Source organism: Streptomyces capparidis (assembly GCF_054782095.1).
Map to the genome: position 1 here is coordinate 1 of NZ_BAAGTD010000030.1, position 25,949 is coordinate 25,949.

Annotated in this window: 18 protein-coding genes; 7 read left to right on the forward strand and 11 right to left on the reverse strand. The window is 74.3% G+C overall.

Annotation, left to right across the window (positions count from 1 at the left end; genetic code table 11):
* The first annotated feature begins 374 nt into the window (after positions 1–374).
* Both ACYVO2_RS23150 and gndA read left to right on the forward strand, forming a co-directional pair.
* Entirely contained in the window at positions 375–1,556 is a 1,182-nt protein-coding gene (locus ACYVO2_RS23150) for a Cmx/CmrA family chloramphenicol efflux MFS transporter (protein WP_461009866.1), read from the forward strand.
* Positions 1,557–1,659: 103 nt separating this feature from the next.
* Positions 1,660–3,105: an NADP-dependent phosphogluconate dehydrogenase gene (gndA, locus tag ACYVO2_RS23155; protein ID WP_461009867.1), complete on the forward strand. Its 1,446-nt coding sequence runs from the start codon at positions 1,660–1,662 to the stop codon at positions 3,103–3,105.
* Positions 3,106–3,276: 171 nt separating this feature from the next.
* Here the strand turns inward: gndA and ACYVO2_RS23160 are convergent, their stop codons facing one another.
* The 3 genes from ACYVO2_RS23160 to ACYVO2_RS23170 form a co-directional block, all read right to left on the reverse strand.
* Entirely contained in the window at positions 3,277–4,215 is a 939-nt protein-coding gene (locus ACYVO2_RS23160; protein WP_461009868.1) for a slipin family protein, read from the reverse strand.
* Positions 4,216–4,359: 144 nt separating this feature from the next.
* Positions 4,360–5,430 (reverse strand): S1 family peptidase, encoded by a 1,071-nt coding sequence (locus ACYVO2_RS23165; protein WP_461009869.1) that lies wholly within the window; start codon positions 5,428–5,430, stop codon positions 4,360–4,362.
* 559 nt (positions 5,431–5,989) lie between these two features.
* Positions 5,990–7,195: a DUF5685 family protein gene (locus ACYVO2_RS23170; RefSeq protein WP_461009870.1), complete on the reverse strand. Its 1,206-nt coding sequence runs from the start codon at positions 7,193–7,195 to the stop codon at positions 5,990–5,992.
* 353 nt (positions 7,196–7,548) lie between these two features.
* Between ACYVO2_RS23170 and ACYVO2_RS23175 the strand changes: the two genes are divergently transcribed.
* Positions 7,549–8,775 (forward strand): cytochrome P450 family protein, encoded by a 1,227-nt coding sequence (locus tag ACYVO2_RS23175; RefSeq protein ID WP_461009871.1) that lies wholly within the window; start codon positions 7,549–7,551, stop codon positions 8,773–8,775.
* Positions 8,776–8,908: 133 nt separating this feature from the next.
* The gene (locus ACYVO2_RS23180; RefSeq protein WP_461009872.1) at positions 8,909–9,346 is read left to right on the forward strand and encodes a cell division protein SepF; all 438 of its coding nucleotides are present in this window, start codon (positions 8,909–8,911) and stop codon (positions 9,344–9,346) included.
* Between the two features lie 76 nt (positions 9,347–9,422).
* On the opposite strand, the gene ACYVO2_RS23185 is transcribed toward ACYVO2_RS23180, so the two are convergent.
* Positions 9,423–10,610, reverse strand: a complete 1,188-nt coding sequence (locus ACYVO2_RS23185) for an acyl-CoA dehydrogenase family protein (protein ID WP_461009873.1) — start codon at positions 10,608–10,610, stop codon at positions 9,423–9,425.
* 194 nt (positions 10,611–10,804) lie between these two features.
* Positions 10,805–12,439: an MFS transporter gene (locus ACYVO2_RS23190; protein ID WP_461009874.1), complete on the reverse strand. Its 1,635-nt coding sequence runs from the start codon at positions 12,437–12,439 to the stop codon at positions 10,805–10,807.
* A 513-nt stretch (positions 12,440–12,952) separates the two neighbouring features.
* Between ACYVO2_RS23190 and ACYVO2_RS23195 the strand changes: the two genes are divergently transcribed.
* Complete coding sequence (locus ACYVO2_RS23195; protein WP_461009875.1) at positions 12,953–13,996, forward strand: phosphatase PAP2 family protein; 1,044 nt, start codon at positions 12,953–12,955, stop codon at positions 13,994–13,996.
* 102 nt (positions 13,997–14,098) lie between these two features.
* Here ACYVO2_RS23195 and ACYVO2_RS23200 read toward each other — a convergent pair whose 3' ends face one another.
* Positions 14,099–14,314, reverse strand: coding sequence for an I78 family peptidase inhibitor (locus ACYVO2_RS23200; protein ID WP_461009876.1), 216 nt, complete (start codon positions 14,312–14,314; stop codon positions 14,099–14,101).
* 578 nt (positions 14,315–14,892) lie between these two features.
* On the reverse strand, positions 14,893–15,276 hold the full coding sequence (locus ACYVO2_RS23205; RefSeq protein ID WP_461009877.1) for a DUF779 domain-containing protein: 384 nt from the start codon (positions 15,274–15,276) through the stop codon (positions 14,893–14,895).
* A gap of 290 nt (positions 15,277–15,566) precedes the next feature.
* On the opposite strand from ACYVO2_RS23205, the gene ACYVO2_RS23210 reads away from it, so the two are divergent.
* On the forward strand, positions 15,567–17,015 hold the full coding sequence (locus ACYVO2_RS23210; protein WP_461009878.1) for a dihydrolipoyl dehydrogenase family protein: 1,449 nt from the start codon (positions 15,567–15,569) through the stop codon (positions 17,013–17,015).
* A gap of 258 nt (positions 17,016–17,273) precedes the next feature.
* Here the strand turns inward: ACYVO2_RS23210 and ACYVO2_RS23215 are convergent, their stop codons facing one another.
* Together ACYVO2_RS23215 and ACYVO2_RS23220 are read right to left on the reverse strand one after the other, a co-directional pair.
* Positions 17,274–18,692, reverse strand: coding sequence for a non-reducing end alpha-L-arabinofuranosidase family hydrolase (locus ACYVO2_RS23215; protein WP_461009879.1), 1,419 nt, complete (start codon positions 18,690–18,692; stop codon positions 17,274–17,276).
* Between the two features lie 563 nt (positions 18,693–19,255).
* Complete coding sequence (locus ACYVO2_RS23220; protein WP_461009880.1) at positions 19,256–20,413, reverse strand: Dyp-type peroxidase; 1,158 nt, start codon at positions 20,411–20,413, stop codon at positions 19,256–19,258.
* Positions 20,414–20,630: 217 nt separating this feature from the next.
* Between ACYVO2_RS23220 and ACYVO2_RS23225 the strand changes: the two genes are divergently transcribed.
* Positions 20,631–21,842, forward strand: coding sequence for a right-handed parallel beta-helix repeat-containing protein (locus tag ACYVO2_RS23225; RefSeq protein WP_461009948.1), 1,212 nt, complete (start codon positions 20,631–20,633; stop codon positions 21,840–21,842).
* A gap of 7 nt (positions 21,843–21,849) precedes the next feature.
* On the opposite strand, the gene ACYVO2_RS23230 is transcribed toward ACYVO2_RS23225, so the two are convergent.
* Together ACYVO2_RS23230 and ACYVO2_RS23235 are read right to left on the reverse strand one after the other, a co-directional pair.
* On the reverse strand, positions 21,850–22,554 hold the full coding sequence (locus tag ACYVO2_RS23230) for a hypothetical protein (protein WP_461009949.1): 705 nt from the start codon (positions 22,552–22,554) through the stop codon (positions 21,850–21,852).
* A gap of 296 nt (positions 22,555–22,850) precedes the next feature.
* Positions 22,851–25,283, reverse strand: a complete 2,433-nt coding sequence (locus ACYVO2_RS23235) for an SdrD B-like domain-containing protein (RefSeq protein ID WP_461009881.1) — start codon at positions 25,281–25,283, stop codon at positions 22,851–22,853.
* Positions 25,284–25,949: the final 666 nt, after the last annotated feature.

Genomic DNA, 25,949 nt, shown 5'->3' on the forward strand with positions numbered 1-25,949 from the left:
CGCGGCGGCGCGCGGGAGCGGCGGGCCCCGGCGGGGCGCGGGCGGGCGGCGGGGCGGGCGCGCGGGCGGGCGGGGCGGCGGAAAACCCGTGGAGGTGGGGCGGCGGGGGTTGCTACAGTGCCCGTCGTGTTCAGTCCCGAGGCCGACAGACGCTAGCCACCGGTAGTCCGGTGGCTCCTTCCGCCTTCGGGCCCGCGGCCCCGGCCCCTCGACCGCCGGGCCGCGCCCCCGCGCGCTCCCCCGCCACCGGACCACCGCACCGCGGACTGCTTTTCCCCCTCATCCCCTGAAGGGCCCCCGCCGGGCCTCGGCCGCGCCGTGCCGCCGTGCCCGCTCCCGCGCGGGGGTGCTTCCACGTGGTCGCGGAGTCTCCTGTGCCTGTCGTCCTGTACCTCCTCGCCCTGGCGGTGTTCGCCCAGGGCACCTCCGAGTTCATGCTGTCCGGGCTGCTGCCGGACATCGCCGCGGACCTGCATGTGTCCATTCCGGCCGCGGGCGCCCTGACCTCGGCGTTCGCCGTCGGCATGGTCGTCGGCGCGCCGTCGCTCGCGGTCGTCGCCCGGCGCTGGTCGCAGCGCCGGGCGCTGCTGGTCCTGCTGACCGCCTTCCTGCTGGCCCACGTGGTCGGCGCGCTCACCCCCTCGTACGGGGTGCTGCTGGCCACCCGGGTCGTCGCGGCCCTGGCGAACGCCGGGTTCCTCGCGGTGGCCCTGGTGACGGCCACCGGCCTGGTCCCGCCGGACGCCAAGGGCCGCGCCACCTCCGTGCTGCTCGGCGGCACCACCCTGGCCTGCGTGGTGGGCGTCCCCGGCGGGGCGCTGCTCGGGCAGGTGTGGGGGTGGCGGGCGGCGTTCTGGGCGGTGGCCGCGCTGACCGTGCCCGCCCTGGTGGCCGTCGCGCGGTCGGTGCCGCCCGGCGCGCCTCCCGCCCGGGACGCCGCCGGCGCCCGCCGGGAGCTGCGCACGCTGCGCGAGCCGCGGCTGGCGGTGACCCTGCTCCTGGGCGCCCTGGTGAACGGGGCGACGTTCTGCGCGTTCACCTACCTGGCGCCCGTGGTCACCGACGTCGGCGGGCTCGGGTCCGGGTGGGTGCCCGCCGTGCTCGCGCTGTTCGGCCTCGGGTCGTTCGCCGGGGTGGCCCTCAGCGGCCGGGTGGCCGACACCCGGCCCGGCCCGCTGCTCGCGGGCGGCGGGGTGCTGCTGCTCGCCGGCTGGGCCGTCTTCGCCTGGACGGCGGGGAACCCGGTGGCGGTGGTCGCGCTGACCGCCCTCCAGGGCACCGTGGCATTCGCGGTCGGCTCCACCCTGATCGCGCGGGCGCTGTACGCGGCGGCCGGGGCGCCCACGCTGGGCGGCGGGTTCGCCACGGCCGCGTTCAACGTGGGCGCCGCGCTCGGGCCCTGGCTGGGCGGCGCGGCCATCGGCGCGGGGCTCGGCCCCCGCTCGCCGCTGTGGGTGGCCGCCGCGCTGACCGCGGCGGCGCTCGCCGTCGCCGCCGCGGCGGCGGCCCGCTCCCGCCGGGGCGGCTCCCCGGCCCCGGTCCCGGCCCCACGGTGATCGTCGCCACTTCTTTCGGGATTCGAGAGCACGCCGGTCACGGCGGGGTAACGTTCGAACCCCTTCTCCCGCGGCCGTCCGCTTGTCTGCAAGGAGCAGCACAATGGAGAACACACTGGCCCAGATCGGTGTCACCGGGCTGGCGGTGATGGGCGGCAACCTCGCCCGCAACTTCGCCCGCCACGGCCACACCGTCGCCCTGCACAACCGCACCCCGGCGAGGACCCGGGCGCTGGTCGAGCGGTTCGGGCACGAGGGCGCCTTCCTCCCGGCCGAGGACCCGAAGGACTTCGTCGCCTCCCTGGAGCGCCCCCGCCGGCTGGTGGTCATGGTGAAGGCGGGCGGTCCCACCGACGCGGTCATCGACGAGTTCGCCCCGCTGCTGGAACCCGGCGACATGATCATCGACGGGGGCAACGCCCACTTCGAGGACACCCGCCGCCGCGAGGAGCGGCTGCGGTCGAGGGACATCCACTTCGTCGGCGCCGGGATCTCCGGCGGCGAGGAGGGCGCCCTCAACGGGCCGAGCATCATGCCCGGAGGCTCCGCCGAGTCCTACCGCTCCCTCGGCCCGCTGCTGGAGGACATCTCCGCCAAGGCCGACGACGGCAGCCCCTGCTGCGCCCACATCGGGCCGGACGGCGCCGGGCACTTCGTGAAGATGGTGCACAACGGCATCGAGTACGCCGACATGCAGCTCATCGCCGAGGCGTACCACCTGCTGCGGGACGTCGCGGGCTACGAGCCCGCCCGCATCGCCGAGGTGTTCCGCACCTGGAACACCGGCCGCCTGAACTCCTATCTGATCGAGATCACTGCGGAGGTGCTCGGGCACACCGACGCCGCCACCGGCAAGCCGTTCGTCGACGTGGTGCAGGACCGCGCCGAGCAGAAGGGCACCGGCCGCTGGACCGTGCAGACCGCCCTCGACCTGGGCGTGCCGGTCTCCGGGATCGCCGAGGCGGTGTTCGCCCGCTCCCTGTCCGGGCACGTGCCGCTGCGCGAGTCGGCGGCGGCGCTGCCCGGGCCCGGCCGCACCCGGCTCGACCCGCGGGACGCCGCGCGGTTCGCCGACCAGGTGGAGCAGGCGCTGTACGCGTCGAAGGTGGTGTCGTACACGCAGGGCTTCCACCAGATGCAGGCCGCGGGCGAGGCGTACGGCTGGGACCTGGACCTGGGCACGGTCGCGGCGATCTGGCGCGGCGGCTGCATCATCAGGGCGGGCTTCCTCGACCGGATCCGCGCCGCCTACGCGGCCCACCCGCAGGCGCCGGGGCTGCTGGCCGACGCGGAGTTCGCCCAGGAGGTGGGCGCGGCGCAGGGCGCGTGGCGGACGGTGGTCGCGGCGGCGGCGCGGGACGGCGTGCCCGCCCCGGGCTTCTCCGCGGCGCTCGCCTACTACGACGCGCTGCGGGCGGAGCGGCTCCCGGCCGCCCTCACCCAGGCGCAGCGGGACTTCTTCGGCGCCCACACCTACCGCCGGGTGGACCGCGAGGGCTCGTTCCACACGCTGTGGGGCGGCGACCGCAGCGAGCAGCCGGCCGACTGAGGCGGACGGGACCCGGGGCGCGTGTCCTCCGCGGGGGTCGCGCGCCCGGGCGCCGTGGGGGCGCGCCCGGGCCGCACCAGGATAAGGCGTGGGCATGTCAAGCATGCCCCGGGGGTGGGCCGCTCAAGCCCGCGGGGGCGGCCGAGCCGTGCGCGCGGTCGCCCGCGCCGGTCACCGCCGCGTGCCGCCGGCCCCGCCCTCCTGACCGAACAGGGCGTTCGCCATGCGCGGGGCGGTGTCCTCGTCCGGGGCCGGAGCGTCCGCGGCGACCTTCCGCAGGGCCTCCGCCTCCTCCGGCCGAGGCGCCTCTCCCGCGAGCTCCGGGGCGGGCTCCCGCCGCTCCCCCGGCCCGTCCCCCCGCTCCGCCGCCCGCTCCAGGAACCGCAGCAGCTCCACCGGGAACGGGAGCACCAGCGTGGAGTTCTTCTCCGCGGCCACCGCCACCACCGTCTGGAGCAGCCGCAACTGGAGCGCCGCCGGGGTCTGCCCCATCACCCGCGCCGCCTCGGACAGCGTGTGGGACGCCCGCAGCTCGGCGTCGGCGTTGATCACCCGTGCCCGGCGCTCCCGCTCCGCCTCCGCCTGGCGGGACATCGAGCGCTTCATCGCCTCCGGCAGCGACACGTCCTTGATCTCCACCCGGTCCACGTGCACGCCCCAGCTCACCGCCGGGCTGTCGATCATCAGCTCCAGGCCCTGGTTGAGGTGCTCCCGGTTGGACAGCAGGTCGTCCAGCTCGCTCTTGCCGATGATCGAGCGCAGCGACGTCTGCGCCATCTGGAGCACGGCGAAGCGGTAGTCCTCCACCTTCACCAGCGCGTCGGCCGGGTCCACCACCTTGAAGTACACGACCGCGTCCACCCGGACGGTGACGTTGTCGCGGGTGATGCCCTCCTGCGCGGGCACGGGCAGGGTCACGATCTGCATGTTGACCTTGCGCAGGCGGTCCACGACCGGCACCACCATGGTGAACCCGGGCCCGCGCACCCGGTCCCTCAGGCGTCCCAGCCGGAACACCAGTCCCCGTTCGTACTGCTGCACCACCCGGGCGCCCGCCAGGAGTGTCACCGCTCCGCCGGACAGCACCCCGGCCACGATCTCCACGAGCATTGCGGCACCCCCTGCCGTCCAGCCGTGCGCCCTGCTCGACCAGGGCTCTACCGCCACGGTACTCCCGGGAACGGGCCGAGGCCCCGGGCTCCCGCGCGGGGCGGGAGGCCGGGGCCTCGTGGAGGTGGAACGAGCGGACGGGCGTCAGATGATGCTCACGCCGTAGGCGTTGATCGCCTCGACCAGGGGCTGGAAGTACGTGGTGCCGCCGGTGGAGCAGTTGCCGCTGCCGCCGGAGGTCAGGCCGTAGCCGGTGCTGCCGGAGTACATGGGGCCGCCGCTGTCGCCGGGCTCGGCGCAGATGTTGGTGCGGATCATGCCGTAGACGACGTCGCCGCCGCCGTAGTTCACCGTGTAGTTCAGGCCGGTGACGGAGCCGCTGTGGGTGCCGGTGGTGCTGCCGCGGCGGGTGGCCGTGGCGCCGACGGCCGGGTTGGCCGCGCGCGTGATGTCCACGCTGCCGACGGTGCCCGGGTGCGGGACCGCGGTGTTGCTGTAGCGGACCAGGCCGTAGTCGTTGTTCGGGAAGCTGCTGCCGGCGGTCGGGCCGATCAGGGTGGTGCGGGCGGAGTTGGTGTACCAGCTCGGGTTGCCGTCGGTGCAGTGGCCCGCGGTGACGAAGTAGTACGTCGAGCCGCTGGCCACGTTGAAGCCGGCGGAGCAGCGCCAGCCGCCGGAGGCGTAGATCGCGTCGCCGCCGGAGAGGAACTTCTGGATCTTGCCGTTCACCCGCTTGACGGACACGGCGTCGCCGAAGCTGTCGGCGACCTTGTTGACCTTCGCCAGGGCGGCGCCCTTGACGGTGGAGTCCACGTCGATGGTGAGCTTGTTGGAGACCGGGTCGACGCCCCACGCGGTGCCCGCGACGTTCACCTGCTCCTTGACGGCCTTGTCGGCCTTGGCCAGCTCGGCGGAGCTGTGCTTGACGACCCTCGCCACGGCACCGCTGTCCCGGACCGCCTCGGCGGCCTCCTCGCTGGTGACGTTGACGATCATCTTGCCGGACTCGCGGTCCAGGTAGGTGCCCGCGGTCTGCGTCGCGCCCAGCGACTCGACGAGGGCCTGGGCCTCGGCGGCGGTGGCGGTCGGCGCGGCGGAGGCCGACGTCGCGGCGGGAACGACGAACGCGCTCGCCGCGACGAGTCCGGACGCAGCGGCGATCAGCCGGACGCGCCGGGTGGTGGAGCCGGTGGCAACGGAACGCCTGAGCTTCACTCGAAGAACCTCCCTGTGAAGGAGAGCCGACCGGTGGGCCGACCCGTCTGCCACTCGCCCGGAGCACGATCATTTTGGACGTGCCCCTGACAAGAGACGGAAGGAAGTATTGGGACGGCAGGGGCGAGCGCACAAGGGGGCGTTCAGGCCGGGGTCTGCACCAACGGCGACAAAGATCGTGACAGAAGGGGGCAAGCCAGGCAAAAACCCGAGTGAATTCGGTGTTACGTGTCGCCGCGCCCCCGCCGGGCACGCCCCGGCGGCCCAAAAGGGCGCACCCGGTGGCCCAACGCGCCCCCCGGCCGGGCCGCCCCCGCCCGCCCGGGGACGCCCCCGGCCGCGCCCCGAGCGCGTGCCGGGCGTCGCGGGGCGGACGGGGATTCGGACGACAGGCCCTGGGCGGTGTCCGACAATCCGCGTCGGATCAGCGCGCGGCGTCCGGTGCAGTGCCTCGCAAGGCGGAGGATCTCCCGCGTACTGGGCGTACTCGGGTGATCCGACAACGCGGCGAGGCGCCGTGCCGGGCGTCGCGCGCCCGGCGGGGATTGTCGGACACCGCCTAGCAGCCGCAGTCGCACCCGCAGTCGCAGCAGTCGCACTCGCAGTTCGAACAGCAGTCGCAGCAGTCGCAGGCGTCACCGCAGTTGTCGCAGCACTTGTGGCACCAGCCCTCGCGCGGCTCCCCCGTCCACGGGTCGTGGTAGGGGTCCTTGCAGCAGAGCTGGCAGGTGCAGAGCAGGCCGAGCCAGACGGCGCACCCGGCCGTCATGCCCCGCCTGCGGCGCGGCGGCTCCGGCGGCGGCAGGGGGCCGTCGGGGCCGCCGGGGCCGAACGGGTTCCGCGTCGGCGCGCCCGGGGCCTGCGGCGGGTGCGCGGCCCCCGGCCCGGCGGCGCAGGCGTGGCCCGCGGTGCCGAACGCCCGGTCCACCGCGCGGCGCAGCTCGTGCACCAGCAGCACATGGACCAGCTTGCCGTCGGTGAACTCCGCGTCGGCCAGGGCCAGCTTCACCCCGCGCACCGCGTCGTCGCACAGCCGCCTGGCCTCGGCCAGGTCGGTGCCGGTGGCGGTCAGCGGGTTCCACGCGCCCGCCTCGGTGTCCTCCGCCAGGTCCTCGACCGCGTCCAGCAGGTGCGCCAGCCGCCCGAACAGCCGTCCCGCCTCCGCCAGCGGCTCGGCGTTCCCCGGCCGCCCGGCGAGCACCGCGGTGTGCGCGAACGCCGCCGCGGTGGCCGTCTCCGTCGGCTCGGTGACCGCCAGCAGCGAGGTGCCAGGACCCGCCGCCGCCTCCACCCGCGGCTGCCGCTCCACCGCGGCCACCAGCACGGAGGTGTCGAACCCGAGGTCCGCCCCGGCCACCGCGCCCCCGCGGTCCCACCGCGAGGCCACCGCCCGGGCCGCCGCCGCCACCGGCCGCCGCGCCAGCACCCCGTCCCGGTCGGCCACGTGGTCGCGCACCTTCGCCGAGGCCAGCACCAGCGACACCGCGGCCGCCAGGCGCGCGCCCTCGCCGTGCGCCACCTCGGCCGAGCGCATCCCGCGCAGCGGGCAGGGCCCCGCGGTCCTGCGCCCGGACCCGGCGCGCTCCGCCGGGGCCTGCGCCTCGACCAGCACCGAGATGATCAGCCCGTCGTAGTTGGTGGCGACCCGCGCCACCTGTCCGTGGTCGTCCCGCAGGGCCAGGCACAGGCCGCACAGATGCGCCATCCAGGAGGTGCGCAGCTTCGCCGAGAGCCGGTGCCGACACGGCCGGATGATTCCGAACAAAGTTTCCCCCTGATGTGCGCCCGTCAAGCGGTCCGTCATCGTAATGCCTGGTCGGATGGGGTCCGGCGGCGGGTGCCGCCAACGCCGGAGAGTGAGACGGCGCCAACCCGTCCGGCAGTTCCGGCCACCGGGGACCGGTTTCGCGGATCGAGGCGGTCCCCCTCGGCCGCGGACGGGCCCGCGCCGGGCGGCCCCCCGCAGCCCGAAGGCAGCCCCCTGCCCGCCAAAGGCAGCTCTCTGTCGCCGCCGGCAGCTCTCTGTCGCCGCCGGCAGCTCTCTGTCGCCGCCGGCGACGTTCGGCCACTTCCGGCCCGCGGGGGGACAGCGCGGCGCCGGTCCGCTAGTAAGGAAACATGGCCGAACCCCGCGGCGCGCCCGACCTGTACGGCCCGGCCTTCGACGCCGACCCGTACCCCGCCTACGCCTGGCTGCGGCGCAACGCCCCGGTGCACCGGATCGAGATGCCGGGCGGGGTGCGGGCGTGGCTGGTCACCCGGTACGACGACGCGAGGCGGGCGCTGGCCGACCCGGCGCTGGGCAAGGACCCGGCGGCGGCGAGCGAGGCGTGGCGGCGGGCCGGGCTCGGGCTGCCCCTGGACCACAGGCCCTCGCTGGTGCGGCACATGCTCAACGCGGACCCGCCCGACCACGCGCGGCTGCGGCGGCTGGTGTCGCGGGCGTTCACCCCGCGCCGCACCGAGCACCTGCGGCACTCGGCCGAGGCGCTCACCCGGTCCCTGCTGGACGCGGTCGCCCCGCGGGGCGGCGCCGACCTGGTGGCCGACCTGGCGTACCCGCTTCCCATGGGGATCATCTGCGACCTGCTGGGGGTGCCGCAGGCGGACCGGGCGGAGTTCCACCGCAGGGCCTCGGTGATCGACTCGGCCGCCGCCGTGGAGACCGAGCGGATCGGCGAGGCCACCGACGCCCTGGAGGAGTTCATCTCCGCGCTGGTGGACGACCGGCTCGCCCGGCCCGGCGAGGACCTGCTCAGCGAGCTCGCCGCGCGCCACCTGGCGGGCGAGGCCACCCGGGACGAGGTGACCGCGACCGCGTTCCTGCTGCTGGTCGCGGGCCACGAGACGACGGTCGCGCTGATCGGCAACACCCTGCTGACACTGCTGCGCCACCCGGACGAGCTCGCCGCGGCCCGCGCCGACCCGGAGCGGGTGCCCGCGGTGGTCGAGGAGGTCCTGCGCCACCAGGGCCCGGTCCGCAACGCCACCTGGCGCTTCGCCACCCGGCCGCTGAGCCTGGGTGGAGCACGGCTGGAGCCGGGCGACCCGGTGCTGGTGTGCCTGCTGGCCGCCAACCGGGACCCGGCGCTGCGCGCCGACCCGGACGCCTTCGACCCCGCCCGGCCCGCCCCCGGCCACCTCGCGTTCGGGCACGGACCGCACTTCTGCGTGGGCGCCGCGCTGGCCAGGGCGGAGGCGCGGATCGCGGTGGGCGAGGTGCTGCGCCGTCTGCCGGGGCTGGAACTGGCCGTGCCGGAGAGCGCGTTGCGCTGGTGGCCGAGCGTGATCATGCGGGGTCTGTTCTCGCTGCCCGTCAGTTTCCGTACCACACCGGAAGACTGATTCTCCGGTGCCGCTCATGCACCAGTCCTGCAACGAAACACGGACGTGCGCCCCAACTACTTGGCACCATGTCCGAAGCATGGACGACCATAGGGGAGCGGGCGGTGACGACCGCGTGTGAAAGGAGGCGTCCATGGGTTCGGTACGCAGGGCGAGTGCCTGGCTGGGACTCGTCGACGACAACGACGACGACCGGTACTACGACGACGAGTACGCCGAGGACCCCCGGCCGGCCTCGTGGGTGACCGACCCCAGGATCCAGGTCGCCTCCGACTCCGCCACGCAGGCGGGGCGGCGGATCGCCACGGTGACCCCGACCGGGTTCCGCGACGCCCGCGGCATCGGCGAGCTGTTCCGCGACGGGGTGCCCGTCGTGGTGAACCTGACCACGATGGATCCGGCCGACGCCAAGCGGGTGGTGGACTTCGCGGCGGGCCTGACGTTCGGGCTGCGCGGCTCCATCGAGCGCGTGGCCAGCCGGGTGTTCCTGCTGACACCGGCCGACTACCAGGTCATGGACGGCGGCCCGGCGACGCGGGAACTCGACCGGGAGTTCTTCAACCAGAGCTGACGCGCCCTCACCACCGCGTCGCGGGACCCGGCCCGGCGGGGCGCCGGTGCCCGCGGCGGGCGCCGGCGCCCCGCGCTCAGCGGAAGGCGTCGATCCCGGTCAGCGCCTTGCCGAGCACGAGCTGGTGCATCTCCGCGGTGCCCTCGTAGGTGAGCACCGACTCCAGGTTCGTGGCGTGCCGCATCACCGGGTACTCCAGCGAGATGCCGTTGGCGCCCAGGATCGTGCGGGCGGTGCGGCAGATGTCCAGCGCCTCGCGGACGTTGTTGAGCTTGCCGAAGCTGATCTGCTCCGGGCGCAGCCGCCCGGCGTCCATCCGGCGGCCGAGGTGGTGGGCGAGCAGCACGCCCTTGTGCAGTTCGACGGCCATGTCGGCGAGCTTGGCCTGGGTGAGCTGGAAGCCGCCGATGGGCCGGCCGAACTGCTCCCTGGTCGCCGCGTAGTCCAGCGCCGCCTCGAAGCAGGCGCGGGCCGCCCCCATCGCGCCCCACACGATGCCGTACCTGGCGTGGCTCAGGCAGCTCAGCGGGCCGCGCAGCCCCGTCACTCCGGGCAGCACCGCGTCGCCGGGCAGCCGCACCTCGTCCAGCACCAGCTCGCTGGTGACGGAGGCGCGCAGGCTCCACTTGCGGCGGATGTCGGAGGCGGAGAAGCCGGGGGTGCCGGTGGGCACCACGAAGCCCCGCACGCCCTCCTCGGTGCGCGCCCACACCACGGCGACGTCCGCCACCGAGCCGTTGGTGATCCACATCTTGCGGCCGGTGAGCACCCAGTCGCCGCCGTCGCGCCTGGCGCGGGTGCGCATCCCGGCCGGGTCGGAGCCGTGGTCGGGCTCGGTGAGGGCGAAGCAGCCGATGGCCTCGCCCGCGGCCATGGGCGGCAGCCAGCGCTCCTTGTGCTCCTCGGCGCCGTAGCGGTGGATCGCGTACATCGCCAGGGAGCCCTGCACGGACACCAGGGAGCGGATCCCGGAGTCCGCGGCCTCCAGCTCCAGGCAGGCGAGGCCGTACTGGACGGCGGTGGCGCCCGCGCAGCCGTGGCCGTGCAGCGGCATGCCGAGCGCGCCGAGCGCCCCGAGTTCGCGGGCGAGCTCGCGCACGCCCGGCAGCTCGCCGCGCTCGTACCAGTCGGCGATGTGCGGCAGCACCCGCTCGTTCGCCCAGCGGCGCACGGTGGCGCGCACCGCGCGGTCCTCGTCGTCCAGCAGGTCGTCCAGGCCGAGCGGGTCGTGGGGGTCGAACGGCGGCGGTGCGCTGGCGGTCATGGCGGCCCTTCGCATCGGTTTTGTGCGGTCCGGAGCCGCGACCGGCGCGGAGGGGGGTGCTCCGCGCGCCGGTGCGGTCCTGATCCTCGTGTCCGGGAGGAGACGGTACGGTCCGCGCCCCGGGCGGTCCAGCGGCGGGCGGGGCGGCGGCCCCCGGCGGCGCGGGGCCACGGGGCGGCGGCGCGGGGCGGGGCTCAGTCGCGCCGGGTGGTGTCGCCGCGCGCGGCGGTCAGCACCCGCTCGGCGCCGTGACCGGCGTCCCGCACCCGGGGGCAGGCGTCGAAGGCGCGCGGCAGGCGCAGCGCCGCGAGCGCGCCGAACAGCAGCAGCGCGGCGCTGACCAGCAGGGTGACGCGCAGCCCGTGCACGAACGCGTGCGCCGCGGCCTCCCGCAGCGCGTCGCGCGCCGGGCGGGGCAGGCCGGCGGCGACCTCGTAGGCCTCGCCGAGGGAGTTGTCCGCGGCGGCCCGCGAGTCCCGGGGGATGCCGGGGGCGCCGCCGACGGCGGGGGCGTAGGCGGCGTTCATCACACTGCCGAGCACGGCGACGCCGAGGCCGGCGCCGAGCTGGTAGGCGGTCTCCCCGATCGCGGCGGCGCCGCCCGCCTGCCCGGCGGGGGCGTCGTTGAGCATGCTCTCGTAGGCGGCGAACAGCGTGGTCTGGATGCCGAAGCCGAGCACCAGGAAGCACCCGGTGAGCAGGGCGGGCCGGTCGTGGGCGCCGACCGCGGTGAGCGCGACCACGGCGGAGGCGGTCATGGTGAAGCCGCAGACGGCCATGGCGCGCGGGCCGAGGCCGCGCAGCAGCCGGGAGCCGACGAGGCCGGCGGCGATCGCGGAGACGGTCAGCGGCAGCAGGCGCAGCCCCGCCTCCAGCGGGCTCATGCCCAGGACGAGCTGGAGGTACTGCACGGCGAGCAGCGCGAGCCCGACCAGGGCGAGCATCGCCAGCACGATGCAGCCGACGGCGGTGCCGAAAGCGGGCCGCGCGAACAGGCGCAGGTCCACCAGGGGGTGCTCGCGGCGGCGCTGGCGGCGCACGAACAGCACCAGCAGGCCCACCCCGGCCAGGAGCGGCAGCACGGCGCCGGGCGAGGCCGGGCCCGCGCCGTCCCCGACCCGCTTCACGCCCCAGACGACGCCGACGATGCCGAGGGCGGCCAGTACGGCGCCCGCCACGTCCCACGGGCCCTCGCTCTCGCCGGTGGACTCGGGCAGCAGCCTGCGGCCGACGGGCAGCGAGAGGGCCATCAGCGGGATGTTGATCAGGAAGACCGAGCCCCACCAGAAGTGCTCGACCAGGAAGCCGCCGAGCAGCGGGCCCACGGCGGCCCCCGCGGCGGCGACCGCGCTCCACGCGCCCACGGCGATCGCCCGCTCCCGTCGGTCGGGGAAGACCTGCCGCAGGATGGACAGGGTCGCCGGCATGATCATGGCGCCGCCGACGCCGAGCAGCGCCCGGGCCAGGATGAGCGTCGCCGGGTCGGGGGCGAACGCGGCCACGCCCGAGGCCACGCCGAACAGGGCGTAGCCGAGCAGCAGCACCCGGCGGCGGCCGACGCGGTCGCCGAGGGTGCCGAACAGGATGAGCAGCGCGGCGGCGACCAGCGGGTAGGAGTCGACGATCCACAGCAGCTCGACGGCGCTGGGGCGCAGGTCCTCGGAGACCGCGGGGACGGCCACGTGGAGCACGGTGGAGTCCAGGGCCACCAGCAGCAGGCTGGCGCAGAGCACGACGAGCACGGCCCAGCGGTCGCACTCCCCCCGGTCGGAACCGCGGACCCGGGCGGTCGTCGCGCCTGTCGCCCCGGACGTGTTCCTTCCGGTCATGTACGCACCTCCCGCGCCGTTCCTGAACGCCGCCCCCTCGTGCCCCGGGGCAGGTCACCGGCCGCCTGCTCCCCGGCGACAAGGGCGATCGAGCGGCAAGCGTACGCGAGAAGGCGGCGGTGCCGCGTGGCCGGCGTCCGGCGCACGGCCGCCCCGGGCGGGCCGCGCCGTCCTCGTGGGGTACGCGGCGAAGGGGCCCCGCGTTCACCGGGGAGCCACTTCGTCGAACGATCGTTCGGTAACGGGAGGGAGACAGGCGGTCGTCCTCCAGGTGTACGGGAATAACCCAGGATTGACGGAAGGAGACGCCAGCGGAAACTTCCGGGAAAACGGCGGGCCCCGGAATTCAGCGGGTCGGGAGCGGGCGAGTGGACGGCCAATGCGGCAGACAGCGCCGGCGAATGCCTGAGGCGTCCGAAAAAAGCCCGTGCGGCATCCTCCGCACATCACATGAGGATTACAAAGCAGCACCCTCGGCCGAACCGGCCCGTCACACGTTGTAACGTCGATTAGGTGCGTACCGATCCGAGTGCCGCCCTGTCGCGGGAGCGGCCGACCAAGCGCGGCCTTCCGCCGCTGAGCCGAACGCGGAAGCTGCTCATCGGCGCGACCGTGGCCGCCTACGCGGCGGTCGTCGTCGGCGTGCTCACCACCTCGTGGCTGGTACGGCTCGACTGGCAGGTGATGCTGTTCAGGCCGTACAAGCAGTGGCCCGAGTTCCACCAGTTGCTCGAGGTCGTGGTGGTTCTCGGACAGCGCGGCCCCACCGCGCTCATTGTCTTCACGTATCTGGCCTGGCGCGGGATCCGGCGGCGGGAACTGCGCCCCCTGCTGGTCCTGGGCATCGCGCTGCTGCTGCTGAACGTCACCGTGGGCGCGGTCAAGTACGGGCTCGGCAGGCTCGGCCCGCACTACGCCACCACCGTCGGCTCCGCCGAGATGTGGAAAGGTGGCGACATATTCCCCTCCGGGCACACCGCGAACGCCGTGGTGACCTGGGGGGTCCTGGCCTATCTGGCCACCCGCCACCGCCGCACCGGAGCGGCGATCACCGGGGCGTTCGCCTTCACCGTCGGCATGACCACCATCTACCTCGGCACCCACTGGGTGACGGACGTGCTCGCCGGGTGGACCGCGGGCATGCTGATCATCCTGTGCCTGCCGCTGTTCGAGCCGCTGGTGGCGCTGCTCGACGCCCGGATCCGGCTGCTGTGGTCCCGTCTGCGCGCCTCCCTGGGGCCGCTGCCCGCGCCGACGCCCTCGCCGGTCGCCGCGCGCGGCCTGGTGGCGCCGCGCCCCGCCGCGGAGGACGAGGGCGAGTACGCCCGCCCGCCGGCCGTGGCGGTCTCCGGGTCCAGGCCGCAGGGCTCCGGCTCGTCCGCGACCGCCGTCATGGCCGACCAGCGGGTGCACCACCCGGTCCGCACCGGCCACCACGGCCACCCGGGGCTGCCGCCCGCCGCGCCGCTGCCCGGGACACGGCGCGGACGGCCCGCGGAGCAGCGCCCCGGCCGCGGCGGCTCGCCCGTGTCCGGCCGGGGCCGCACGGGCGGCTGACGCCCGCCGGGCCCAGGGGCGGTACGCACACCCCCGACGGCCCCGCCGCCGGCACCCTCGCGGTCCGGGCGGCGGGGCCGTCGCCGTTCGCCGGGGGCGGCCTCAGCCGACCCAGGCGCGCTCGACCCGGCCGTCGCCGACCGTGAAGTTGATGCGGCCCACCACGTACTCCATGGTGATGATCGCCCCTGGTGGGAGGGTGCGGACATGGGTCCAGCCCGCGGCTTCGGCGCGGGCGCGGGCCGCGGCCTCGTCCAGGCCGACGTAGGCGTCCATGGCGTCGTCCGGGGAGCCCGGTGGATGCGGTGCGTGAGACATGCAAGCCACCGTAGGCGCCGGGGGGACGGGACGGAAGGCATGCCTTCATCGCCGTGCCGCCGGTAGATCGTCACATTTCCGTCACAGCCGGGCGGGGGTGTGTTTATCATCAGCGGCTCACCCGTCCGGGGATTTCTCCGCGGGACCCGGCGCCGCACCGGTGGCGCCCGGGGAAAACGGGGCGGACAATGGGGCGCACCGCGCGCAAAGCCGGGAGCGGCTATTCGTCCGGCGGCCCGGAGAGGAATTCCCGCCGATTCCGACTCGCCTACCCGGGCCCCTAACACAGAACACCATAGCCCGCGCGATCTCCACTGTTTCTCCCCAACCCCTCCCCTGCCCCTCCCAGGCCCCGCGCCTCAGTCCGGGGAGGGGCGGGAAGTTCTCCGGGACGGGCGCCGGAAGTGAATGGGGAAGCGGACACCACGGCCCCCGCGGGGTGACGGCGGACCGCGCCGGGAGCACCCCGCGGAATCGGCCGCCGACGGGACGTCGCCGCCCGAGCACCGCCGTCCCGCCCCGCCGGGGACCGCCCTGCTGCGGACCGCCCGGGAACCACCCCCCTGCCGGGCGGCGGCTCAGTCGCCGAGGGCCGCCAGTTCCTCGTCGGTCAGCAGCCGGGAGCGGATCAGGAAGCGGTTGCCGGTCGGCGCCTCCACGGAGAAGCCGCTGCCGCGGCCCGGGACCACGTCGATGGTCAGATGGGTGTGGCTCCAGTAGGCGAACTGGTCCTTGGCCATCCACACCGGCACCGGCGCCAGTCCCGGCACGGCCAGGTCGCCCAGGTGCACGTCCGCGTCCCCGAGGAGGAACTCCCCCGCCGGGTAGCACATCGGCGAGCTGCCGTCGCAGCACCCGCCGGACTGGTGGAACATCAACGGCCCGTGCACGGCGCTCAGCTCGCGCAGCAGCCCGGCCGCCCGGTCGGTGACGGCCACCCTGCTGAACCCGGGCTCGGTCATGGTGCCTCCCCGTCGTCGTGGTCGTCGGCTCGGGACGGAAGCGGCGGACGCGACGGCGCCGGTGCCCCGGGCCGGGCCCGCCGCGGACGCCGGAGCGGGAGGCCGGATCGGGTTCACTCACCGTCAACCCCAGGCTACCCGCGGCCACCCGGCGCGAACAGGTGCTCCCCGGCCGCGGCGCGCCCGCCGTCCGGGGCGGTGGGCCCGGGGCCGCAGCGGCTAGCCTGACAGCCCAGTCCGCACCGAGGCCGCGGTGGCGTTCACCCGTCCGGCCGCACGGAGGAGTCGCCATGGACCACCAGCCGGAGCGCACACCGGCCGAGTACGACGTCGTCGTCATCGGGGCCGGCCCGGCCGGTGAGGTCGTCGCGGACCGCCTGGTCGCCGGCGGGATGAGCGCCGTGGTCGTGGAGAGCGAGGCCGTGGGCGGCGAGTGCTCGTACTGGGCGTGCATCCCCAGCAAGGCCCTGCTGCGGCCAGCGGCGGCGCTGGACGCGGCCCGCGCGGTCCCCGGCGCCCGCGAGGCGGTGACCGGCGCGCTGGACCCCGCGGCCGTGTTCGCGCGGCGGGACGCCTTCGTCTCCGACTGGCGGGACGACGGCCAGGCCGGCTGGCTGAAGAGCGCCGGCATCGACCTGGTCCGCGGCCGGGGCAGGATCGCCGGCGAGCGGCTGGTGGAGGTCGTCGGCGCCGACGGCGGGCGCAGGACGCTGGCCGCCCGGCACGCCGTCGTCGTCAGCACCGGGACCGCCGCCGCGCTGCCGCCGGTCGAGGGCCTGGACGCCGTGCGGCCCTGGACGAGCCGCGAGGCCACCTCCGCCTCCGCGGCGCCGGAGCGGCTGACCGTCATCGGGGGCGGGGTCGTCGCCTGCGAGATGGCCACCGCCTGGAGCGCGCTCGGCTCGGCCGTCACCATGCTGGTCCGCGGCCGCGGCCTGCTCTCCGGCTGGGAGCCGTTCGCGGGCGAGGAGGCCGCCGAGGGGCTGCGGGCCGCGGGCGTCACCATCCGCACGGGTGTGCGGGTGACCAGGGCGGAGCGGGACGGGGCGAGCGGCGCGGTGTCCGCGTTCCTGGACGACGGTGAGGTGGTGGAGGGCGACGAGCTGCTGGTCGCCGTCGGCCGCACACCGCGCACCGGCGACATCGGCCTGGAGACCGTCGGCCTCGTCCCCGGCGACTGGATCGACGTGGACGACACCTGCCGGGCCGCCTCGGCCGACGGCGGGTGGCTCTACGCGGTCGGCGACGTGAACCGGCGGGCCCTGCTCACCCACATGGCCAAGTACCAGGCCCGGGCCTGCGCCGCCGCCATCGTCGAGCGCGCCGCCGGCCGGGAGCCCCGCCCCGGGCGCTGGGAGCCCTGGTCGGCCGCGGCGGACCGCACGGCGGTGCCCCAGGCCGTGTTCACCACGCCGGAGCTGGCCAGCGTCGGGCTCACCGAGGCGCGGGCGCGGGCCGAGGGCCTGCCCGTCCGCACCGCCGAGTACGCGATCGGCGACGTGGCGGGCGCCGGGCTGCTCGCGGACGGCTACCGGGGCCGGGCGAAGCTGGTCGTGGACGCCGAGCGGGAGGTGGTCCTCGGCTGCACCCTGACCGGCCCCGGCGTCGCCGAGCTGATCCACCCCGCGACCGTGGCGGTGGCGGGCGAGGTCCCGCTGGCCCGGCTGTGGCACGCGGTCCCGGCCTTCCCCACGGTGAGCGAGATCTGGCTGCGCCTGCTGGAGGCGTACGGGCAGTGACGCGCAGGCCGCCCCCGGCCGGGTCGGACCGGCCGGGGGCGGCGGGGGCGACTACGGCGTCGCCGATGATCCGCAGGTGCGCGAAGGGGGCACGGACCGGACGACGGCACCGGAGACGCGAGGAACCCCGGCCGCGAAGGCCGGGGTTCCCCTCCAGGCGTGGGTGTCGGTCAGCGGGTGGAGTCATCCACGCCGCGAGCCGCTCGACCACACGCCCGCTGACCGCACCACGTCACGGTCGTCGTGGCGTCGGGAAGGTCACCGACGCAGGGTGAGGACACCCGGCCGCCACGGCAGCCGGTTGTACTCGCCGCCCGCGTTGGGGGCCTTGCCCTGGTAGAGGAACTGGAGGTTGCAGGGGTCGATGGTCATGGTCTGGTCGGGGTTGTTGCGGACCAGGTCACCGTGGCTGATGTCGTTGGTCCAGGTGGCACCGCTGTTGGCCTTGCCCGCGAAGGGGTTGCTCTCGCTCGCGGCCTGCGGGGTCCACGAGCCGTTCAGGCTGGAGGCCGTGAAGGAGCGGAAGTAGCGCCCGTTCGCGCCCATCGCCTCGACGATCATGAGGTACTGGTTCTGGCCCTGGACCTTGTAGACCTGCACGCCCTCGAACAGGTTGGCCTTGGTGTCGCTCATGATCGTCGTGTACGACGAGCCGAAGTTGCCCGGGAAGTTCCCGATCGGCATGCTCGCCCGGTAGATCTTGCCGTTGTCACCGGCGAAGAACAGGTACATGTTCTGGCCGTCGGCGATCAGGGTCTGGTCGATCGGGCCGGTGTCCGAGCCGGAGATGCTACCGGTGAACAGCGGCTGCGGAGCGGACCAGCCGTTGGGGTTGGTGGGGTCGCTCGACGTGCGGTAGATGAAGGGCCACTGCCCCCACTGGTACGCCAGCACCCAGATGTTCTTGGGCGCGAAGTAGAACAGCGTGGGCGCCACCGCGGCCTGGTTCATCCCCAACTGGCGTGCCGACGCCATGTCCGACCAGTTCGTGAAGGGGCTGAACACCATCGAGCCGTACGCCGATCCCGCGAAGTTCGAGCCGTAGACCAGGTACTGGCCGTTGTGCTTCACGGCGGTGAAGTCCTTCAGCGAGAGCCAGCCGTTCGCCGGCTGCGCCAGCGCACCCGTCGACGACCACCGGTACGTCGACGGAAGAGTGCACGTCCCGCCCGGCGTCTCGGTCAGCCCGGTCCACTTCTGGTGGCTGCCGCCGTTGCACGTCCCGATCTGCACCGCCGTGCCGTTGGCCGTACCCGCGCCCGCGGCCTCCAGGCACAGCCCGGACTGCACGCCGACGACCGTGCCGTCGGTGTTCACCCGCCACTGCTGGTTCGCACCGCCGGTGCAGCTCCAGATGTGCACCCGGGTACCGGGCGTGGTGGCGTGGCCCGGGACATCCAGGCACTTGTTGCCGTACACGGTCAACTGGTTGCTGTCCGTCGACGTCCACTGCTGGTTGGTCCCGCCCCAGCAGTCGTAGAGCTGCAAAGCCGTGCCGTCGGTCTGGCCGGCGCCCACCACGTCTAGACACTTGTTCGACGCGACACTGCGCAAGGCGCCACTGCTGGCCGCCTGAGCCGGTGGGGTGACGAGCATCGCCGCCAGCGCGCCCAGGGTCGCGACCGCGGCGGCGAGCACCGCGGACGGATGCCTGCGGCTGAAACTTCCTCTGTGCATAGGACTTTCCCAACCTTGAGTAGGCGGTTCCGGTCGGCCTCGTCGGAGGTTGTCCGGACTGTCGGTGCTGTGCGAGGTGCGGTGGTCTGCGAGCACCACGGCAGACCGCTTGCGGCCGCGGCCGGTGGCGCTCGCCGGTGCGCGACGACGGAACCGGGTTGGTCTAGACATGACATACGCATGCGGCAGGTTCCTTGCGGCTCGGCGTGGACGCGGAGATGCCCTGCTGTGCGATGGAGCGACCCCGACATGTTCGAAATATCGAATATCAGTCGGAGTATCGAGCAAACTGAATGATAAGGAGCCGGTGAACGACGTCAATACTTTTCGCAGGTGTCGCTACCAACGCCGAAAAAGTTCGATCACCTACCCGCACAAAACAGCACAGGTCACACCGTCGCATGGCCGGTTCGGCGGCACCGGAGCCGATGCGGGGCGGCCTCGGGGAGAGTGCCGACACCCGGTCGGCCGGGTCCCCGGCATCCGTGACCCAGTGCTTTTCCGAACGGGGCCAGAAATTTCGACGATCGGGGCGTCCACCGCGGGCGGCGGGCCGGGCGGGCTCAGCCGAACATCGGGGAACCGAGCGGGCGGCGCCGGTCGAAGCCGGGAAGGATCAGGAAGGTCGCGCTCGCGGTCGTGGTGGTGAAGCGCAGCAGGGCGTCGGAGGCATCCATGTGGGTGAGGGTGGCGGTGAAGGTCCGCAGGTCGTTCTGGAAGCTGATGAACAGCAGGCCGGGAGCCGGCTCGTCGGTGCCGTAGGAGCGGCGGAGCATCAGGCCGGTGCCGACCACGGTGGGGTTCGCCCTGCGCGCGTGGGCGTCCACGGGGACCAGGTAGCGCCCGTCCGGTGTCTTGGCGCCGAGATCGGGGCCCGAGGCGACGGTGCCGCCGGAGAGGGGGACACCGCTGGCCCGGCGCCGCCCGATGACCGCTTCCTGCTCCGCCACGGACAGGGCGGCGAACCGCGGCAGGTCGAGTTCCATGCGCCGCAGTACCGCAATGGTGCCGCCGGCGACCGCGGGGGGCCCGGCCAGCCACAGGTCGCGTCGTCGTTCCGCGGTCGTGTGCGGGCCCACGATGCCGTCGATGAAACCGAGCGGGTTCCGCGGCGCGGCCACGCCGTTGCCGAGGGACACGTGCGCACCGCGGCGTGCGGACTGCCGCCAGCGTTCGCGGACGCGGTCACCGGCCTCGTCCAGCAGCGCGGCGGCGACGACCGGCGGGAGCAGCGCGTCGTCGGCGCAGATCTGTAGCAGCAGGTCCCCGCCGCGCGCCCGTGGGGCGATGCGCTCGCGGGAGAACCGCGGGAGGTCGGCCGCGCCGGGCAGCGAGACACCGGCCGTGCGCACCAGCCGGGGGCCCACGCCGACCGTCACGGTGAGGTCGCCCGGCGGCAGGCCCAGCAGCCGCGGGTCGGTCCCCGCGACCAGTGCGAGGATGGCCCGGCCCAGCTCGGCCAGTAACGGACCGGGAGCCACCGCGGCACCGAGGTCGGCCACCACGGCCAGCAGGTTGCGCTGGGCCGGCTGCGGGGCCGTGACGCCCGCCTGGTGCCGGCCCACCGCCGGAACCGGCCCGGGCGTGGCCGCCGTGGACGGGGCGCGCCGGTCCGGCCGGGCGGAGTCCGAGGTGCACCCGGCGGTCAGGCCGGCGGCCACCATGGCGCCGGTGACATCGAGGAACCTGCGGCGTGACGGGCGGTGATCGGCTCGGCGCATGGTGTGCAGGGTGCCACACCCCGATCGCGGACGCCGCTCAACCCCCGGTTTCCGGTGGGGTGTCGGGCCCGCGTCGTGCCAGACTGGGACCGTGCCTCGATTAGCTCTTCGCGCGTTGGCGGCGGCCCTGGGCGCGCTGGTACTCGTACCCGGATGCGGCGGTGACGACGGATCGGACGAAGGCCGGCGACCGTCCGGTGAGCGTGTGACGATCCGCGTGCCCGCCGACGCCCCGACGATCTCGGCCGCGGTGTCCCTGGCCCGGCCCGGTGACCTGGTGCTGGTCGCTCCGGGGGTCTACCACGAGTCGGTGAAGGTCGACACGGCGCGCGTCACTGTCCGCGGCGAGTCCCGGGACAAGGTCGTCATCGACGGGCGGTCCCGGCAGCCGACCGGTGTCGTCGTCGCGGCGCCCGGGGTGGCCGTGGAGAACCTGACCGTGCGGAACAACACGCAGAACGGGGTCCTGGTCACCGGTTCGGCGAAGGCGGCCGCCGGCCTGCCGGGGCGAAGCGGCGGCTACGACACCGGCGACGAGCCCGTCACCTTCCTGAAGTCGTTCCGGGTCTCCCACGTGACCGCGACCCGCAACGGCCTGTACGGCGTCTACGCGTTCTCCGCGCAGAACGGTGTCATCGAGCACAGTTACGCGTCGGGCGGGGCGGACTCGGGGATCTACGTCGGCCAGTGCAGGCCCTGCAACATCGTGGTGCGGGACAACGTCGCCGAACTCAACGCGGTCGGCTACGAGGGCACCAACGCCAGCGAGCACATGTACGTGGTCGGCAACCGCCTGGTCGGCAACCGGGTCGGACTCACCACCAACTCCAACCACCAAGAGAAACTGCTCCCGCAGAGGGGCGCCGTCTTCGCGGGCAATCTGATCGCCGCGAACCAGCAGACGGCCACCCCGGAGCAGGCCGACGGCGGGTGGGGCATCGGCGTCGGCATCGACGGCGGCAGCGACAACCGGTTCGTCCGCAACCGCATCACCGGCAACAGCAACGCCGGACTGGTGATCACCGCGACCTCCGACATACCCCCGGACGGCAACCGGATCGTGGACAACACGTTCACCGGCAACGGCGTCGACGTCGGCTGGACGTTCCCCAGCGCCACGCGGGGACGGGGCAACTGCCTGCGGGGCAACGAGCTGCGCACCACCGTGCCCGCCCCGCTGGCGACGATCGCGGCCTGCCCGCTTCCGGCCGGGTCGCCCTCGCCGAGCGGCGGGTGGGCGGCGCCGACGGCACCCCGCGGCATCCCGTTCACCGAGGTCGCGGCGCCCGGTCCGCAGCCGCAGTTCCCCGACGCCGCCACCGCGGGCCCCACCGTCGTCCCGCCCGTTCCGAAGCTGCCGAAGACGGAGGACATCCCGCTGCCGCCGACGTCCCTGCTCGCCGCGAACGCGCGGGTGCGGGTGTCCTGACCGGCGGCTACCGGGTCGGGGTGACCCCGGGGGCCGGCTTGACCGGAACGTACGCCCGGGTGTCGAAATCGATGAGCACCGGCTCCGGCTCGGAAGCCATGCTGACGCGGACCCGGTGCATGGTGCCGTCGGCGTCCACCCAGTAGCGCACATTGCCCGCCGTACCGGGGCGGTCGGGGGCGGCCGGTCCGGACATGACGTCCACCCGGCGCCCGTCCACCCGGTCCCGTCCCCACCAGGCGGCGCCGTTCTGCGGCAGCAGTTCGGCGTTGTCCGGCCGGTCGCTGCCGAGACCGAGCGCGATGGCCAGCGAACTGTCCAACGCGCTGCCGGACGACAGCAGCGGACGGTCGTACCAGCCCGAGCGGGGCGGCGACGCGGGCGCGTGCGCCGGGGCGTCCGTCATCGGGCGGACGTGCACCGTGGTGGCCGTCCACTGGATCAGCCCGTCGCTGGACGTGCTGCGCCCGGTGCCGCGCACCACGCCGTAACCGAGCTTGCGCCGGTAGTCGACGGACCCGGTGACGGTCAGTGCGCCGGCGCTGCCCGGCACGGTGATCGTCACCGCGCGGCCGTGCGCCTCATGGTTCCGGAACCGCGCGATCGCCAGCCGGTTCGCCTCGTCCGACGTCAGTGGGCGCGGACCGCCGTCGCCGGAGCCGCCGTCGGCGACCAGGAACGCGGCCACCGCGGCCACCGCGACGGCCGCCATGCCGATGACGGCCACGGCCCGGCGTGACCGCGGCCATCGGCGCCGGCCGGCCGCACGGCCCGGTGGGGCCTGCCGGACTCTCCCGCTGCGCACGCGGCTCGACGCTGACACTCTTCGATTCACCCTCTCCATCACCACACCGCCGGCCGCCGCGGGGTCGCGGCGGGTTCCCGGCGGCACTCGGCAGTCCGGTGGCGGACGACGCCAGGGCCGGCCCTCGTGGAGCGGCCGGGACGTGACCTGCCCGCCCGCGCCTTGCGGATCGCGGGCGGGCAGGTCACTGTCGCTCGGTTCGTTCAGTGCCTCCCGAGGCGGCGGTTCCGGCTCACGAACACGATGACCAGGCCCGCACCCGCCAGCAGACCGACGAGGCCGATCAGCTCCGGCAGCCCGGGTGTACCGGTGTTCGCCAAACCTCCGCCTCCGCCACCCGGGGTCGGGTGGTTGGCGGGCGGCGCGGGCGGCGGCGTGGAGCCCGCGGGCGGCGTCGGGGTCGGCGTCGGGGTGGGGGTCGGTGTCGGTGTGGGGGTCGGGGTGGGGGTCGGGGTCGGGGGCGGTGTGTCCCTCTTGATGTGCACCCCGGCGTCGATCGTGTGATCGACCTCGCCCGGCCTGTCCGGCGCCGTGACAGGCGCGTGACCGCTGCACAACCGCCCGGTGGTCGGCGGGGTCACATTGGAGTCGTGCGCACGGTCGGCACCGGCCCGCGGGAGCGTGAACCGCAGGTCCTCCGCCGGAGGCTGCTCGGGCACCTTGCTGGTGTCCGCGGTGCACACGTCGAACTGCACCGTGTACTTCGCGCCCGGCGTGAGCTCGTACGCGGCGCCGACACCACCGAAGTAGTACTCGCCTGCGGCGTTGGTCCTGGTCGTGGCGACCTGTTTGCCGTCCGCGTCCAGCAGGTTGACCGTCGCCCCCGGCAGCAGCACGTGCCCCGGGTCCTGGATCCCGTTGCGGTCGCCGTCGAACCACACGACGTTGCCGATCTGGATCGGCGCGTTCGCCGCCGCGTACGCGATGCCACCGAGCCCGCCTGCCTTGCCGAACCCGCTCTGTTCCGCGCTGACGAACTGGAACCCGTTGGCGGTGGGACCGTTGCCCGGGCCCTGACCGGTCGTGATGTGGTGGTACCCGGTCCCCGAGGTCGCGACGTTGACCACCGGGTCGAACTCGGTGCTGACGACCCACTGCTGCTGCGGGATGTAGGCCACCGACCCCAGCGCGGTCTCCTGGTGCACGCCGCCCCCGAAGAAGTCGCCCGGGAAGTATTCGACGACGTCGGCGCCCTGGTTGCCGCTGTTGGCCGGGGTGGCGTGGTTGGGGCAGCTCCCGGTGCCCTCCCACTGGTACCCACCGGTGGGAGTGGCGCAGACCATGGTGATGTCACCACCGGACATGCCGTTCTCCGGCGTGTCGTTCCCCGGGCGGGGGTCCAGCCCTCCCCAACTGAGCACGTCCATGAACCGGTCGCGGAAACCCAGGATCATCGAGCCGTCGCGGGCGAAGGCGAGGGAGGCGAGTTCCGGCTGCGGGTCGATGAAGACGTTGCCCTGCTTCCGTTCGTCCCACGTGTCGAGGCCGGTGTTCCACGGGTTCCAGTGGGTGGCCCGGTCGCCGGAGCCGAAGACACTGCCGCGTTTCGCCGTGAGCGGGTGGCTCAGCACCTCGGTGAACCGCTCGCCGTCGTAGGTCTGGACGACGGCTTCCAGGTCCGCGCGCCGCTGTGTGCTCTCCGCGCTGCACACGCCGCCTACGTACAGCCTGTTGTCGTGGACCTCGAGACCGAAGGGCCGCCAGTCGTCGGGGCTCGCGCACCCCGGGTCCGGGATCCGCACCGTCGACTCGGGCGCCGCGGCGGTGGTCCCTGTCGCGTCGAAGCTCACCAGGCTGCGGGTCAGCAGGTTCACCGCGTACAGCGTGGAGCCGTCCTCCGACAGGGCCAGGCCGCCGATGCTCTCCTTGCCCGGCGCGTCGGTGAACCCGGCGTCCTTGATCATGTTGGCGGTGTCGTGCGGCGTCTCGGTGGCGCCCGGTACCCGCGCGAACAGCTCCGGCGCACCCGAACCGCTGACCGGCACCGTGTAGATCGCGTCACCGCCGTGCGGCCCGTACGGGGCGTACCGGCGGGCGAACGCGCTCTGGAACAGCCGGCTCCGGTACTTGTCGTACGCCAACCCGAACGTCGTGCCCACCTGGTCCTGCGTGGCCAGCGTGGTCGGGCACGACGCGTCGGTGGGACACGTGCCCCGGGCCTGCGTCCCGAACGCCACCAGCGCCCGGGTGTCGGTCCCGTTGGCGCCGTTGTGGACCGGCACGAAGTACCGCGAGTCCGGCAGCGCGTAGTCGGCCGGGTTCCACACCGCCGTCACCACCGAGGCGTCTTTCCCGTCCGACACGTCCACGAACGACGTGAAGCTGTCGAAGTGGTTCTCCGCGGTGGAGGCGGGCGCCGCCTGGAGGTGGTCGCTGTACGGCTCCGGGATGCTGACATCGACGCGGTACTGCCCCCCGCTCAGCACGGTGGACCCCGACACGACGACCTTGCCCGTGGCATCCGTGACGCCGGTGACCACATGCCCGGCCGGGTCGGAGACCTCCACCTTCATGCCCCGCTGCGGCACGTCCATCGTCGCGTTGATCACGCCGGTGCCGAAGAAGTCGCGCAGCACCGAGACCGTCAGCGTGCCGTCCGTGGTCGAAGCGGTGGCCGTTGCGGCCGTCGCCCCCACGACGCCGCCCGCCAGCAGGAGAACGGATAAGCCCGTGCGCGCCAGAGGCTCCACAAGCCTCCGGGCCGCCCGGCGCGAGTCTCTGCCGACTCGCTTCATGGCATCACATCCCACACTCGTCTTGTCGTGAAAACGAAGCACCTGCTTCTCGCCGCACGTCCACCGCCCGGGCGCGGACGCCGGGCGCGACCACCACGGAAAAGCAAAAGGCCCACGGCTGTTCCGTGGACCGCTTCATCGTGATCGATCGGGGAATGGCACGGGCGAGCCGTGAACACCGCGGGCGAGGAGGGTCGAACGCGCGGTCAGAGCCTCGGGCGGGACCGCCCCGCGTCGTCCGTGCTCGTGGAACAGCCACGGCCCCCCCCGGCCACCCGCCTCCGCCGACCGCGATCGCGAGCAGCGCGCGCATTCTATGCGCTGGCCTCTCCCCGCCACCAGCACAACTCTCGGCATTCATCGGGATCAGCGACAGTTCCCGAGCGCCCGGAGAATGGCGACCGGAAAACGCGCCAGTGACGCGCGTGATGCGATGGCCGAATCCGGTCTGCTGAGCGCGCCGCGCCTCGGACCGGGCTTCGACCGCCTCCCGCAAAGGCGGCAAGCCACGTGCCGGAGACCGGGCCGGACACCTCCGCTCGCTGGTCACCCTCGGCCCCGCCCACA

Coding starts and splice junctions, on each gene's coding strand:
- gndA (WP_461009867.1), top strand. CDS start 1,660: ATGGAGAACACACTGGCCCAGATCGGTGTCACCGGGCTGGCGGTGATG.
- ACYVO2_RS23160 (WP_461009868.1), bottom strand. CDS start 4,215: ATGCTCGTGGAGATCGTGGCCGGGGTGCTGTCCGGCGGAGCGGTGACA.
- ACYVO2_RS23175 (WP_461009871.1), top strand. CDS start 7,549: ATGGCCGAACCCCGCGGCGCGCCCGACCTGTACGGCCCGGCCTTCGAC.
- ACYVO2_RS23180 (WP_461009872.1), top strand. CDS start 8,909: ATGGGTTCGGTACGCAGGGCGAGTGCCTGGCTGGGACTCGTCGACGAC.
- ACYVO2_RS23185 (WP_461009873.1), bottom strand. CDS start 10,610: ATGACCGCCAGCGCACCGCCGCCGTTCGACCCCCACGACCCGCTCGGC.
- ACYVO2_RS23190 (WP_461009874.1), bottom strand. CDS start 12,439: ATGACCGGAAGGAACACGTCCGGGGCGACAGGCGCGACGACCGCCCGG.
- ACYVO2_RS23200 (WP_461009876.1), bottom strand. CDS start 14,314: ATGTCTCACGCACCGCATCCACCGGGCTCCCCGGACGACGCCATGGAC.
- ACYVO2_RS23205 (WP_461009877.1), bottom strand. CDS start 15,276: ATGACCGAGCCCGGGTTCAGCAGGGTGGCCGTCACCGACCGGGCGGCC.
- ACYVO2_RS23210 (WP_461009878.1), top strand. CDS start 15,567: ATGGACCACCAGCCGGAGCGCACACCGGCCGAGTACGACGTCGTCGTC.
- ACYVO2_RS23215 (WP_461009879.1), bottom strand. CDS start 18,692: ATGCACAGAGGAAGTTTCAGCCGCAGGCATCCGTCCGCGGTGCTCGCC.
- ACYVO2_RS23220 (WP_461009880.1), bottom strand. CDS start 20,413: ATGCGCCGAGCCGATCACCGCCCGTCACGCCGCAGGTTCCTCGATGTC.
- ACYVO2_RS23230 (WP_461009949.1), bottom strand. CDS start 22,554: ATGGCGGCCGTCGCGGTGGCCGCGGTGGCCGCGTTCCTGGTCGCCGAC.